Consider the following 13,672-nt stretch of genomic DNA (forward strand, 5'->3'; position numbering starts at 1 on the left):
GCAATCACCGTCCGAAGCACGGTTCACTGAGAGCCGCACAAAGAGCCCGAGATATCAACTCCCTCAGCAGGTCAACAAGTTTCAATGTGATGCCACGCCGGACCAACTTACAGCACAACATCTTGCCAATAACAAGGAAAATCTTTTCCACCGCAAGCCACTTATCTGATTCTATTTCTCAAGAGCGATGCTTGCCAGCCAAGGGGGTGTGCATATTTCTGGCCATCGCCTGGACAGGATCCGCCGATTTTCCTCCTGACAGCGCAACAGTCGAAGAATTACCCTATTGACTTCTTCGAAGCCCCGCCCCTCCAGCAACTCAATCACCGAAGTGGTTGTCAACGTGTTTTTCGGAACCAGGAGAAGCACATCGTCCCTTATACATCGCAGGCCCAATTCAATGAAAAATACCTGCTCCACCAGCCCAGCAAGGCACCGTCGCGGCACGCAGTGCTTTTGATCCGACGTATACAGCATGAAGTACCTGGACAGAAGCCAATTCCACGCTGGAGTGTTAAGCCAACGCAGCAGAAGCGACGCCTTCAGTGGCACAGGTTGACGTATCACTTCTGCGATGAATGCAGCACCAGCAAAGCGCTGCGCTCCGCCAGAATTGCACAAGAACAGCCTGCCATCCCAGAACCATATGCTCAGTGTCTTGCTGCCCGGGAGATGAATGACTCGAGTATCGCCATGACCAAGCATTTCTGCGAGGCCGCGCTGGTTTATCTCAGTCCGCATTGACATGCAATAACGCTGACCGAAAGCTGCCACACTTTCAAAGTAAAGATCCGACGATCGGCTGTCCATGATGCCGTCCACATCACAGATGTCGCATGTGAAATCGTCGATCTTGACGGCCATGGTCAACGGCCCGAAAGGGTTCTTTACCGAAATTTTCCGAATCCGCCCTTCACCGCCAGCCAGGCCTTCAAATTCACTTCGCTCCCAGACTGCGGACGTGAACTGATTCCAGCACGGCCTGGACTCTGCAAATATTCCATCTCGGCTTTGATCGAAAGGCACCCTGTCAACTTCCGAATCGAGCAAACTCAGCGCCTGCACCAATCCTCGCCACGCATCGATGCGTTGAAAAGCATGTGCATCGGGAAGGCGCAGGAGGCGGCGCCAAGCTGGCCACGATTCAATGCCCAACACAGCACGTGGCACGTCCGACAGGCATTCACGGTCAGGCCATTCAGGCGCTGCCGCCGGCGCTCCTGCAGCAGGGAAACAACTGCTGCTGCTTCGTGGTATCGGCATAAGCCAGATTCCTGCGTCGCATCTTTAGAACGAGCTTTTCGAATGGAATTATCGCAAGCAGAACTGTACGCATGTACAGCCTCTTTTGAAGATAACCCCTCTTCTTAGTGCGGAAACCCAAGGATCAGGCCGCGGGATCGCCGCCTTGGCAGGGTCCGTCCCCAAACAATGCAACCTGATGAGCGAGTGTCTTTAGACAACAGGGTTTGGAACTCCGGCCCTTTGATTCCATTTATCAAGGGGTCAGTACTGCGCCGCAGAACTGGCCGCACGCTAGCAGGCATTGGCGTACGACGCACAGCGAAGATGCGTGGTTTGGCGATGCGTTGAAGGACGCTGTCCCTGCCTTCAGTGCCCGCTTTGTTTATTCACCAAAGACACCTGTTGGCTTCCTGGAGGCCCATCCTGCTCGCTTATTGAGACATGCGGCTCCCAACGCGGGCCACCGTTGGCTCAGCGTGCTTTGGGTTTGATGGCCCGGGGAACTGCAGCGGGAACAGGCGAAGCCGGGCTGGCTTCAAGCAATGCAGAGGGTGGCGGCTCAAGCGTCACCTGCACGGTCGGATCAAACCGGCACGTCGCTTTCTTGATTGCTGACCAGTGCCGGTAGGGAACAATGCCGACATTAAGCGCCCGATCGCTGAATGCTGTCATCACTGGGCACGCGATCAACCGGAGGTGGCGGCAAGCAGGCGAGTCGGCAAGCACTGTCAGCAGAGAAGGATCGCGAGCCAGACTCGGTCCGACCAGGTCGTCATCGATATGGCTCGCGCGCGGGTCGTCCGGCGTCAAGCCGGCGCGGATCCACTCGGCAAGGTCCCGGTTCATTGCGCTTGCCATGCGCAGCATCGAGAAGAAATCGTACTGGCCCAGATCTCCCGCCCTCATCACGGTCGGGTTGGGCCTGTGCTCGATCTCTACGACCAAGTCAACCACGGTGTACTGCTGGCGCAGGCGATCCGCATGGGCCCGGGCCGCGACGAACGCATCAGGCTTGCTGCGGGTGCCATAGACGCCGACGAACGCCCCGTGCATTGGATGGGCCAGCGGCAAGGAGCACTCATGCAGTTTCAGCTTGTTCGGTCGGTGCTCGTAGAACACGACTGTCGAGAGTTCAATTTGATGCATGCAGGCAGTGGTCGCGCTCAGTCAACTTTGTTTACCGCCGTGTCTTGCCTGGACCAGCCCTCGGAAAGAACATCGCCTGCTTGCTGTCGCTGGCCCACAATGGCCACGATTTCAGCCATCAGCTTCAGACTCTCCCGAGGGGTCAAGTTCAAGCGAGAGACGGCTTCGATCCAGCGAAGAACCGGCCGGCCTGGTAGCGAGTGATGATTACGATCGTGTGGACGAATATGGCGGTACACGCTCGGCGGCGAACGACCGATGAGCGCCGCAAACATCGCGAAATCCTGCGGTTGATCTTCCTTGAAACCCAACCACTGGAAAAATTCCTTGATGTCGGGATCAACAGGTTTCGGCGCGGACTTCGGATATTGCAGGTAAATCTGCAAAAGCATCGCTACAGCGGGATCAGTCAACGGCTGCGCACCGCGCTCCATGCTGGTCAATTCATCCCATTTAGCTCTCGGCAGTCCAAATGCGTTAGCCGCCTCCGCCTTCGAGAGGTGGTGATGGGCCCTCCACGTCTCCAGATCTCCTCCAGACAAGGGACGCTTTTCTGACTGCACGGGTTCCGTAGACATCCTGCTGATGATAGCAAGGAAGACCCTGTTCGCCGTCCCGTCTCGTTGCGTATCTCCGGAGTCGATTTCCGCATAATACCTATTGTACGGATAAAGTCTGGTTTGACTGCTCAGGGCCGACCGCCTCGGCCTTGCGCACTGGCCGCCCAGCGGCGGCTGGCGGTCGCTCGATCCAGGCGGACGCGCGTGAAGAGGAGCCGACGTGAGCAGCCAACTCCAGGAGTTCCGCAACTCGGTCTATCACCGTTTCATGGTCGGCGCCCATCGGCGACGGCCGCCCGTGGACATCGCACAAGAGCGAGCCGGCGGCTTCCAGGCGATGGCTCAGCAGCAGCGCCCGCAGGAGCTTGATCCGGTCCTCGTGCGGCACTGGGCGGTGGCTGACCTGATGTCGTATCAGGAGGCCAACGGCGCCAGCAGTCAGACGATCCTGGACGTCATGCGCGCCAATGCGGCGCGGCATGCCGGATATCGCGCGTCGATCCAGGCGCTTTTCCCTGGCTTGGCTGCCGTTGGCATCGAAGCGCCGACGTACAGCCGCCGCGTGGGGGCTTCAGGCGCGCTGCCGCTGGAGTTGGAACCAGCCCAGCCCCCGGACGATGCACCGGCCGCCACGCTCGTGCCCCCGTCCACGGCGCTGCCCCGATTGCCCAACGTGCAGGAGCAGGCGGCCGCGCGTGCCATCGAGCAGACGTACGAGCGCCTGGCAACGCCGCCGGGCGACACGCTGGACAGCGCCAACGCCGAGGGCCTTGCCCGCTCGGACGCGGCCTCCCTCTGCACCATCGAGAATCCGGCGCAACGCTACTTCTGCGCCGTGGCGATGGGCGACAGCGCGAGACGGCACAGCGCGTACCAGGCTGCCCTGGAAAAGTTGACCCCCCTCGTCGCTGTGGAAGTGGCAGCAGCGCTGCGCGAAGAGGACCGGCGAGCGGCCTCGCGGCAGCGGATGGAGCTGGCCAAGGGAGAATTCCTGCTGCTGCAGATCGAGCAGCGCGGCGAAGGCCTGGAGACAGCATCGCCGGCGGCAGCCGCTGAAGCCGCCCGTGCCGATGCACAGGCCGTGCGGCAGATCCCCTCCGCCAATGAGCGCTCGCTCGCGCTGCTGGCGATGGGGTGGCGTGCCTACGGGCACGACGGCTACCGGGTAGCGCTGCGCACGGCCGCGCCCGATGTCGAGAAGCTGGCCAGCGAACTGCAAGTTCGCGTGGAGGACGGTGCAACCAACCTGCCGCGGGATCCCCTGGAAGACGCATTGCTGGATGCCGCTGTTCGCGGCTTGGCGCGGTTGCCGGACGTATCCGGCCAGCTTCCTCTGCCAATGCCGCAACCACCCGCGCCTGACGCGATGCAGGCGCAGCACGAGCGTGACGTGCAGACCGTCGCAGACTTCGTGCAGGCACATCATGCTCGAACGCCCGAGGCGGTTATCCGGGCCTTGGCACAGGCCCCGGTTCAAGTGCGCCAGCTCCTGCGTGATGAAGAGCGGGTGCGAGCTCTCGACGCGGAGGTGAATACCAAGCTCGCGCATTTGCTGCCCGCCCGTGTCGCCAGGATCCGAGCCCTCATCGCGACGGAACTGGGCTACGCGGGCGCGCAAGCGCTTCGCGACGAGGCACAGAGGCAGGAGGCTGCGCTGGCCGAGATCATTGCCAGCGCTAACCGGCCACGTCCGGCGCAGGAGATGGCGCGCGATGTGCGGCTGGCAGCCGACTTCGTACAGGAATACCACGCGCGCACTCCCCACGGTATTGCTGCTGGCCTGGCGCAAGCGCCAGCGCCGGTGCGCGCGCTGCTGGCCAATGAGCAACGGATGGCCGACATCGACGCGGCACTCGACGAAAAGCTCGCCCATCTGAACCCTGTCTACGTCGCCGAGACGAAAGCCGTCATCGCGGCAGCGCTGAAGAACAAGAGCGCGCAGACGCTGCGCGCCGCGGCCGACAGCCAGTGGGCTGAGCTGGCCCAACGTGTTGCGTCGAGGCAGGTTCCTTTCGAGAGCAGCCGGCTGCTGCTCGTATGCGTCCAAGGTGACTTGAACGGCGCGCACCAGGACAGCAACGGCCTGACCTTGCAAGCCGCCTCGCCAACCGACCGCAACACGCTGCACTTTGGCGTCAACGCGGTGACCGGCGCAAGCGGCAGCATCGCCATCATCGCCAACCCACGCGAGATGCCTGTGCCGGCGGGATGGGGCCAGACCGATGCCTGGTGGCGGCTGCGCAGCCATCGCGACGCCAGCGGCCAGCTGCAGCGCAGCCTGAGCGTGGGGCAGGCCGTCATCGTCGCTCCACTGGGCACCGTCGTGCCCGAAGGTGCGCGGGTGGTGTTCTATGAAGGCGGCACCGCCGCGCGCGACCACGCGATCCAGCAGGTGTTCACTGGCCACGGGGCACCACTGCACGAGGCAGGCCCACGCGAGTGGACCGACTGGCAGAGGACGGGCTCCAGCCAGGAGGACCACGCACGGTGGCGCCGCGATACTTCATCACGCCTGTGGCCCGGCCACGAAGCCCACATCCATCTCGGCGGCTACGAGACCTCCACCGACCATGCACTCGAGGGCGTGAGTCTCAGCCCTATGCTGCAGGCCATGCGCGAGAACGGCCCGGTGTACACCGACGCCACCGGCGCCCAAGCACCCTACGTCGACGAGATGGAGCGCCGTGTCGAAGAAGTCCGGCGCAGCGTCGACCGCCTGCTGTGGAATGAAACCCCTGCAACAGAAGCGGCCCTCATCGCGGCGCACTACCGAGATCTGGTGCAGCGGCTTGCAACCCAAGTGGAAAGCGCCCGCAAGCTCGACCCTGACTGGCAGGCCGAACCTTTCTCCTTCGCCATACCAGACGTCAAGGAGGCCGCACTGCCCGGCGCCCAAAGGGACGCCGCCGGGAGCACCAGTGAAGCGCCGGCCCACATCGCATCGGATGCGGCTGCCGTTGCCGCAGGTGCAGCCCATGACGCAGTGCCGGCCGCGGGAGCAGCGGCGCCAAAGATCTTGGCTGTCGTCCCCACAGCTGCGCATTTCTCCCAAAACTCGCCGCTGGCTGAAGCGGCGTCCGACAGGCGCGGCGTGCCCTCTCCCGTGGAGATGGCCCAAGCGGTTCACGGCGACGCAAGGGCTGTAACTCCCGCGCAATTCCAGCTTGGCGATGCCGAGGTCGCCCGGGCCTGGACGCAGCTGCGTGATGGTGATGCCGGTGCCGGGCAAACTGCCGTGTTCGACGACATTGCCCAGCGTCATCTTGGGTTCACGCTGCCGCATGACTGGACTGGCCAGGCTGAGGCCAAGCGCGGTGCGATGTACGTCGAGCCCGGCACGCACACGGGTATCGATCGGGAGGTCTGGTCCGTGTCCGTGGAGAAGCCCAATGGGGGCCTCCAAGTGGTCACCGCTTGCCCGGACGAAGAGCGAGCCCTTGCGCTGGTGGACCGCCTCAGGCAAATCGCATCGCACTCCTCTGCGCCGGTGCGTGCGCCTGCAGCCCCGCAGGATCAGGCAGCGGTCGACAACGATCCCACCCAGCAACCGGACGCTCGGCCCGGCGAGCAAGGCGCTCGGGTGGCATCCAGCTCTGAACACGCTCTGCCGGCGCAAGACACCAGCGAGGTCGCTTCCATTGCAGCATCGAGCGCACCGTGGCGGGAGGTCTCGCACGTCGAGCAGATCAGGCTGCGACACACTGCCCTGCGCCAATCTGGAAGAGCGGTCTCGGAGCTGGATGCCGCCGAGGTGTCGGCACTTGCCGCGGCCGATGCCGCTGCGCTGCGCCAGATCCGCACCGAGGGCAACCTCGTGGCCGCCGTCAACGAGATCATGGCGAGCGCGGAAGAGCGTGCTTATCAGGAGGCACTGCGCACAGCCGACTACCAAGTGGCCAAAGCCATCGAGTCCATCCGGTTCGACGCCCACGTGCAGAGCCTGACACGCCACCCGGCCCGGCGCGGCGGCTTGGAAGGCGTGCTGCTGGAGCAAGGCACAGCGCCCTACCAGTTCCAAGACAACGAGAAGAGCACCCATTACGTCAAGTACCGGAATGACGAAGGAGAAGATCGCACGGTGTGGGGCCGCCATCTCCCTGCAGCATTGATCGGCGCCGGTGCACAGGTAGGCGACCGGATCTGGCTCAATCGCAAGCGCACGCCTCCCGAGCTGCTGCATGCCGGCAACGGCGACCTTCCCTGCGATCTTGCCGAGTTTGCGCTCGAGGTGACGGCCAAGGCGGCACTGCTGTGCACCTCGCCTGCGCCTGCAGTACCCGCCGTGCAGGCGTTGGTCACCGCTGAAGCGACGGCCGACGTCACGACCGAGAAGACGGATGTCAGCGTCCCTCGACCAGTGCAGGAAGCCGCTGCGATGGCATCGGAAGCAGCCCCGGCCACTGCACAGGCGCCAGCTTCGCATGCAGCCGCGGCCCGCGCAGATGTTCAGCCCGCAGCGTCTGGCTCAGGCTTGAGCACGCAGCCCAATGCTGCTGAACTCATGCCCCCGCCCACCGAGGCTGCGCCAGCGCAGCCACAGACACCGCCGGCTTCAACAAACACGGCCACAGACACCTCTACGACCAGGCCCCCGGTCGCGCCGGCAACGCCACCCACACAAGACCTGGTCCACCAGGACCTGCTGCGGCGCCTGGCCGGGTTGCGCAGGAGGGATAGTGAACGTGCACGCATCGAATCCGGGCTGGTTGCCGAGGCTGCGATAGTGGATGCCGAGCCGGCAGATCAAGCTGCGGGCATGAAGCGGCAGCACGTCGGGCAGGACCGCGCCGGCGCAACACATCCCAAGAGCGAAATGCCGGCACGCGCCGCAGCAGCAGGCACTGCACCACAACAGGGACCTCGCCTGCGTCCCGCCCTGGACATGACGCTCGATGGCTTCACCGGCGATCCGGCCGATGCCCGGCCGTCGCCGACCGAGCACATCGGCCAGCTGCTCGAAAGCATGACGTTCGAGATCCAGCGCAACGGCAGCGTGCTCTACCTGTTGCGCGGCCATCCGGCCTTCATCGACCATGGCGAGCAGATTTTGATGCACAGGTCCGTCGCGCCAGACAATGACGACGCCCTGCTGGCCGCCGTGCTGATGGCCAAGGAAAAGTGGGGCGGCAAACTCGAAGTCACGGGCTCACCAGACTTCAAGCAGCGAGCCATTGCAATCCTGGTCAAGCACAACATCGACGTGGTGTTGAAAAACCCGGAGCAGGACGCCATGCGCCGCCAGCTGCTGCAGTCAGGCCCCTCAATGGAGCCACCATCGTCCAGCAGCGCCCAGGTGCCCGTGATCAACCAGCCTGTGCTGGCACATGCAGCATCGGCCGAAGCGGTGTCCGTCGCGCAACAGCCGGCGAGCACGGCGGCGTCCACCGCAGCGCCCGCTCGCAGCCGTTTGGACGACGGGCAACCGGGCGCGCCTGCCGAAGCTGCAGCGCCCAGCACTGCTCAAGTGACCGCTTCAGGGGCCAGTCAAGCGGGGCACACCGCGGCACATCCCAGTCCGACTGCGCCAGCAGCACCGGTTGTGGTGGCCGATGTCGAAGCCGCTACAGAGGCAGCCCATGCCGTCCATGGCGAAGTCGCCGCCCATGCTTCGGTGAGGGACGCTGGCGATGCGCCGTCCAAGGAAGCGGCTGCTTCGCAGACGCTCGCAGGCGACCTGGTGCCCGTGGACGCGCGCAACTGGTGGTCGGTGCAGCACTCCGGCGTCGAGCAATGGTTTGTAGGTGCGGAGCGCGAAGCCGAGCTCAAGCGCCTGGGCCCGCAGCCCGTGCATGGTGAAGTGTTCTGGTTCGACAAGGCGGGCAGGCGTTGCGACCCGCCAGAGTACGCTGAGGAGTACAAGGCACGGCTGCGTGCCCACGCCCCTGAGCAACACGCTGGTCCGGCCCAGGTCGTGCTGCGAGGCCTGCGCAAGAACGGCGACAGGAACGAAGTTGCCGTGCTGCTGTTCAAGGGCGAGGGCAACCACCTGCAGGGCTACCTCATCATCGACGGCAAGAGGCAGCCCGTGATCGCGCACATCACTCAGCGCGCTGCAGACCCCGACACCGGCGAGGTTCGCCCGAACTACCTGCGCCTGCACGTCAACGATGGCAACCCGAAACATCCGCAATGGCGGGAGATCGGCTACGGCAACGCGATCAACCATCGAGGCGACGGCAAGCCGGTCTACTTCGACGAGATGCTGCTCAACGTCGGCCGGGAGGTCCTGAAAGCGCGCGTCACGGGGTCGGTCGAGCCGCCACTGCACCGCAGCCTGGGCTTCATCGAGTCGCGAAAGCAGCGCAGCGCCAAGGAAGCGACGGTGCATGCGCTGGAAGGCACCACCCCAAAGGCGAGGCCGGCCGCGGGCGAGGAAGTCGCGGCCGGCGCTCCTCGCAAAGGTTCGCGGCGTAGCGCTCGGGCCCGAGCTGCTGCTTGAGCGCTTCTCGCACGGTGGAAGCTGCCCAAGCCGCACCTTCCGTTTCTTCTCACCGTGCAAGGCAAGAGTCCACGGAGGTGACAGAGATGGTGAACCGCATGACTGGATGGCGGCGCTGGGCCTGGGTGGCGGTACTGGCAGGCGCGCTGTGCGCCACGCAGGCATCAGCTGCGACGTGCCGCAGTGGCGCAGCCGCTGCTCAGGGCGGCCAGGTGGGATATCAGATCGACATCCGCAAGGCGGACGAGACGGAGCAGCAGGACCGCGCGTCCTCCGACATCCTGGGGCGCTGCGTTGGCAGCGTGACGGGCATCCTCACGATTCCAACCTTCCCCAGCTTGATGGACATCTTCAACAGGATCAAGGACGAGATCTGCCGCATCGCGAGTGCGCAGGTGCACCAGGCCGTGGGCAGCGTGAGCGGACAAATCAACGACGCCATGAACGACATTCCGGGACACGACGGCTCTGTCATTGTTCCGGTGCCCGTGACACCTCCGCCGGGCATGAGCACGGCGCCGGCAACCGATTCTTCCAGAAGCCTCTCGGACTATTGGCAGCGCATCTGGCGTTGATCGACCATCAGCGCAGCCTCGACAGCACCATCATTTCGAAAGCCATCGCGAAATTGGAGAAGTTATGCAGAATCTAGGCCATGCCTCCTTTGTCATTTGTGCCTTGCTGGTACTTCCCGAGGCCCATGCCTGGCCGCAGACCACGGCTGCGGACAACGGTGTACCCGCACTGAAGGTGACTGCTCCTAATGGGGCTGAAAACCTCTTGATTGGCAGCATGCACATTCCGGCTGATGGACTGCGGCAACCTGCAGATTCGGTCATGGATGGCGCCAAAAGCTATGTTGTGGAGGGAGTACCTGATCCCGGCAGAAAGGCCGATCAAAACGCGACGGCACCAGAAGTTCTCCAGGCCGGTGAAGCGATGCGCCGTGCCAGCGCCCGCGGTGAGCAAGGGCTGCGTGAGCTGATGCAAGCCGTTGCTCAAGGCAACGTCCCAGGCGTGACGATGCGCAACGACAAAATCGTCCTGCGCGCGAACTGGGCCTTGTCACTGACGGAAGACCAAGTTGCCCAGCTTTATCGCAATGCAGGATGTGACCCGGTCGTGACCCAAGCCGTGATGAAGTCAGGCCAGACCGTAGAGCGCGTGGTTGACTTGACGCTCGTGCTTCGCAGCCCTTCTGCAGCAGCCAATATCGCCTCCCGGCCCTGTGCGAGCCCGGGACTGCTTTCTCGCGATGGACTGCTTTTCAGGGCTGCGGCAAAAAGAGGGTTGCAACCCCAGCCGCTGGAAACCCAAGAAGAAGTTGACAAACAACGCAATGCGGTGCCCTTACGTATTCATGAGTTTCAATTGCACCAAGCATTCAGGCCGGTATATCAACGGGCGCTGCAGCAAACCATAAATTCGCTCAACTCTGGCAACTATGACGGTATTTTGAAAGCCATCAATAGCATAGTCGGGCCTGCGAAATTCGTTTTGGCGCAGTAGTGCAGTAGTTCGGTGCCAGGGCAGACGATGCTCACGAGCCTGACTAGGTCGGCACCATAGCGGCAGACGGTTTGGGGTCGGTGGCACGCCATCCAGCGAACAAGGCGGCCAGGAATTGCAGGTACAAAAAAACCGCTGCGATACCCAGCCGGGCAATGGCGCGCAGCAGCCAGCGCAGGTTGTAGCCTGCAGCGCACAGCACCGTATGCAGCGCGTCACCGTCGGCGCCCTTGAGCCAGCAGCGCTGCAGTCCGTGGTCATGCTTGGCATGACCGATGGCCGGCTCGACAGCTTGGCGCCGGCGCAGCCAGCGGCGCTGGAGCTTGGTGAGGCGCTTGATCTTGCCGCGGTGGATGAGCTGCACGGGTGCCACGGCGGCGTCCACGCCGCGGTAGCCCAGGTCCACCACGGCGACCTTGGGCGCCACGCCGATGTCCTGCAGCAGCGTGTTGGTCTGCTCCAGTTGCGCGGCCAACGTGTGGCCGTCGAAGGGGTTGCCGGGGAAGCTTCGCGCGCCCACGACCAGCCCGTGGCGGTGCGTGATGGCCAGGCTGGCCTTGACGCCGAACTCGTAACGCTGGCGTGCCTTGCCCTTGGAGATGCACTCCGCCTCGGGCGCATGCAGCGCATAGAGCTTGTTCTTGTCCTTCTTGCGCTGGGTGTGGATGCGCTGGGCACGCTCGACCCAGAGTTGCAGCGCGGCACGGACCTTCTCATCGAGGAGGACCATCTTGCGCTGCACGTCGCGCAGCAGCGCCCCGAGGATCGTGCGCTGGCGCCGCACCGTGCGTCCCAGCCGCCGGGTCTGCTTGGCGTGCGCGTAGCCACCGGCCTTGCGCCGCAGTTCGCGGCCCTCGCGCTCGTAGGTCTGGCGCAGCTTCAGGCCCGCGCGCTTGGCCAGCTGCGCGATCTTGGCTCGCGCGACTTCCAACAGCCGGCTGTCGGTGGGGAAGGCGATGGCCTTCTCCTGGACCGTGGTGTCCACCGTCACTATCTCCAGCTCGGTCTTCTTCACCGCCTTCATCGCCACCGCAGCTTCGATGGTGGACTTGAGCAACTGCTCCACGCCGGCCTCGCCCAGCACGCGGCGCAAGCGCCCGATCTGTGTGGCGTCGCAAGGCGGCCGCGGCTCGTAGTACTCCATGCCGCTGAAGAACTGCCAAACGACGTTCTCGCTCCAGCGCTCCACGACCGATTCATCGCTCTCGTTGTAGGCGTGCTTGAGGTACAGCAGCGAGACCATGAGCCGGATGGGCAGCCGCGGCCGTCCGGCGTTGCTCACGCCCGCGCCGGCCACGGCCAACGTCGGGCCGAAAAGGTCGGCGCCTTCGATGCCACGCCCGGCACGGTCCTTGTGCGCGAGTACCGGCGCCAACGCGGCTTCGATCTCCTGCCACGGCATGCGTGTGGCCAGCACGGCCAGCGGGTGGCGCATGTCGATCATGGTCTCCAACCGGGCACGGAAGAAGTCGTCGGTGCTCATCAAGCGGCCTCCAAAACTCCCAGGAATCGAATACCGATAAGGCGAATTCTGGCAGTTCCAATTACTGCCGCATACCCTGAAAAGTCAATGGCGGCGGGGACTTGCAGCATTTTGCAGGGCCGACTAGCATAGCAGCCACCCCTGAGGATGCCAGGATTTATGAACGACTCATGGTTCTCAACCGAAACAGCGCCTGGCTGCCGAAATTGATGGAATTTCTTAACAAGGGCCGATCCGTGGTCAATGTAGGCGCCTCGCACTTGCCCGGCCCAAATGGCGTTCTTGCGCTTTTGCGCGACAAGGGCTACCGGATTGAGCCCATCGTGATACCGGCCGGCGACGGACGCTGATCAGTTGGGACGCATGCACGCGACGCGAATTCGGGTCGGGCTGCGCCAATAGCCTACCAGCAAGAACCTCAGGGGCCCAAATAAGCTCAATGCCAAGTCCATCTCGGACCGGTCAATGGCGGTGTGAGGTTGCGTAGATGTTGCATTGGCAACCGTGACTGGCGACGCACTGGTCGACCGGTTGCACTGGATCGTCTGTTCACCAGAACACGAGCAGAGGCCGCGCCTCGTGTGCTGCGCGTCAGGCTCGGCTCGATGGTGCAGGCCAAGCCCGCAAGCGCGTTCGTCGCCTGGAAGAAGGTGTGCCGCTTTCGGGATTGAACAGTAACGCGTGACCTTGACAGGGCCACCACGGGAGGCAGTGTTGGCAGCACGTACGGTCGTGCCGACGGTTTCACTGGTGCCGCTGTGCTGACGTGCCGGATCTACTGTCCCGTACGAGGGACAGCGTGTACGTGGCATGGAGCCAGTCCATCACCCGCTGCGCGCATTCTGCGCTCTGGCAGCGCAGGAGCACGATCACGCCCGGCATGGTGATGGCGCGCAGCATCCAGCGACCCAGGCTGGTGCCCAACTCGTCAGCGTCCGCGACGGTGGCGGTGGCCAACCCGACACGACCCGTTGCGTCGACGGCCCGGTTGATCGACGCCTCCACCGCGGGCAGTAGCCTGGGTTTGTGCTCGTCGTCGAAGAGCAGCAGCGAGACGATAACGGGCACGCTTTGCCCGGAGCTGTTGGACGCCCAATAGGCTGGGACGACTTCGAGCGCTGTTTCGGTCACGCGCCATCCTCCAGGTCTGGCGGCAGCAGGTGCCATCACCGCGCAGCCGATGAAGTCACCGGATACCGGAAACCAGCGCCGCGGTAAGGGCTGGACTGTTCTTGGAGCATTCCGCATCATTACATTAATACGGAATCTACGTGCCAATGGCATGTGTTG

At 63.7% G+C, this 13,672-nt stretch carries 9 protein-coding genes; 4 read left to right on the forward strand and 5 right to left on the reverse strand.

Annotation, left to right across the window (positions count from 1 at the left end; genetic code table 11):
* Positions 1-171: 171 nt before the first annotated feature.
* The 3 genes from H537_RS53575 to H537_RS51660 all read right to left on the reverse strand — a co-directional run bounded on the left by H537_RS53575 (position 172) and on the right by H537_RS51660 (position 2,825).
* On the reverse strand, positions 172-1,263 hold the full coding sequence (locus H537_RS53575; protein ID WP_156902030.1) for a DUF6685 family protein: 1,092 nt from the start codon (positions 1,261-1,263) through the stop codon (positions 172-174).
* A gap of 453 nt (positions 1,264-1,716) precedes the next feature.
* The gene (locus tag H537_RS0130590; protein WP_043460753.1) at positions 1,717-2,391 is read right to left on the reverse strand and encodes a hypothetical protein; all 675 of its coding nucleotides are present in this window, start codon (positions 2,389-2,391) and stop codon (positions 1,717-1,719) included.
* Positions 2,392-2,408: 17 nt separating this feature from the next.
* Positions 2,409-2,825, reverse strand: a complete 417-nt coding sequence (locus H537_RS51660; RefSeq protein WP_238446862.1) for a hypothetical protein — start codon at positions 2,823-2,825, stop codon at positions 2,409-2,411.
* A 346-nt stretch (positions 2,826-3,171) separates the two neighbouring features.
* Between H537_RS51660 and H537_RS0130595 the strand changes: the two genes are divergently transcribed.
* From H537_RS0130595 to H537_RS53580, 3 genes are all read left to right on the forward strand, one after another.
* Positions 3,172-9,390, forward strand: coding sequence for an LPD7 domain-containing protein (locus H537_RS0130595; RefSeq protein WP_029000930.1), 6,219 nt, complete (start codon positions 3,172-3,174; stop codon positions 9,388-9,390).
* Positions 9,391-9,404: 14 nt separating this feature from the next.
* On the forward strand, positions 9,405-9,965 hold the full coding sequence (locus H537_RS46400; RefSeq protein ID WP_238446863.1) for a hypothetical protein: 561 nt from the start codon (positions 9,405-9,407) through the stop codon (positions 9,963-9,965).
* A gap of 64 nt (positions 9,966-10,029) precedes the next feature.
* On the forward strand, positions 10,030-10,899 hold the full coding sequence (locus H537_RS53580) for a hypothetical protein (protein WP_156902031.1): 870 nt from the start codon (positions 10,030-10,032) through the stop codon (positions 10,897-10,899).
* A gap of 43 nt (positions 10,900-10,942) precedes the next feature.
* Here H537_RS53580 and H537_RS46405 read toward each other — a convergent pair whose 3' ends face one another.
* Positions 10,943-12,382 (reverse strand): IS5 family transposase, encoded by a 1,440-nt coding sequence (locus tag H537_RS46405; RefSeq protein ID WP_051243700.1) that lies wholly within the window; start codon positions 12,380-12,382, stop codon positions 10,943-10,945.
* Positions 12,383-12,483: 101 nt separating this feature from the next.
* Here H537_RS46405 and H537_RS51665 point away from each other — a divergent pair, with 101 nt between their 5' ends.
* A complete protein-coding gene (locus H537_RS51665) occupies positions 12,484-12,732 on the forward strand; it encodes a TraB/GumN family protein (RefSeq protein WP_259375250.1) in 249 nt (82 codons plus the stop codon).
* Between the two features lie 394 nt (positions 12,733-13,126).
* On the opposite strand, the gene H537_RS0130615 is transcribed toward H537_RS51665, so the two are convergent.
* The gene (locus tag H537_RS0130615; RefSeq protein WP_029000932.1) at positions 13,127-13,513 is read right to left on the reverse strand and encodes a hypothetical protein; all 387 of its coding nucleotides are present in this window, start codon (positions 13,511-13,513) and stop codon (positions 13,127-13,129) included.
* Between the last annotated feature and the right edge of the window lie 159 nt (positions 13,514-13,672).

This window comes from Azohydromonas australica DSM 1124 (assembly GCF_000430725.1).
Lineage (GTDB): Bacteria > Pseudomonadota > Gammaproteobacteria > Burkholderiales > Burkholderiaceae_C > Azohydromonas > Azohydromonas australica.

Coding starts and splice junctions, on each gene's coding strand:
- H537_RS53575 (WP_156902030.1), bottom strand. CDS start 1,263: ATGCCGATACCACGAAGCAGCAGCAGTTGTTTCCCTGCTGCAGGAGCG.
- H537_RS51660 (WP_238446862.1), bottom strand. CDS start 2,825: ATGGAGCGCGGTGCGCAGCCGTTGACTGATCCCGCTGTAGCGATGCTT.
- H537_RS53580 (WP_156902031.1), top strand. CDS start 10,030: ATGCAGAATCTAGGCCATGCCTCCTTTGTCATTTGTGCCTTGCTGGTA.
- H537_RS46405 (WP_051243700.1), bottom strand. CDS start 12,382: ATGAGCACCGACGACTTCTTCCGTGCCCGGTTGGAGACCATGATCGAC.
- H537_RS0130590 (WP_043460753.1), bottom strand. CDS start 2,391: ATGCATCAAATTGAACTCTCGACAGTCGTGTTCTACGAGCACCGACCG.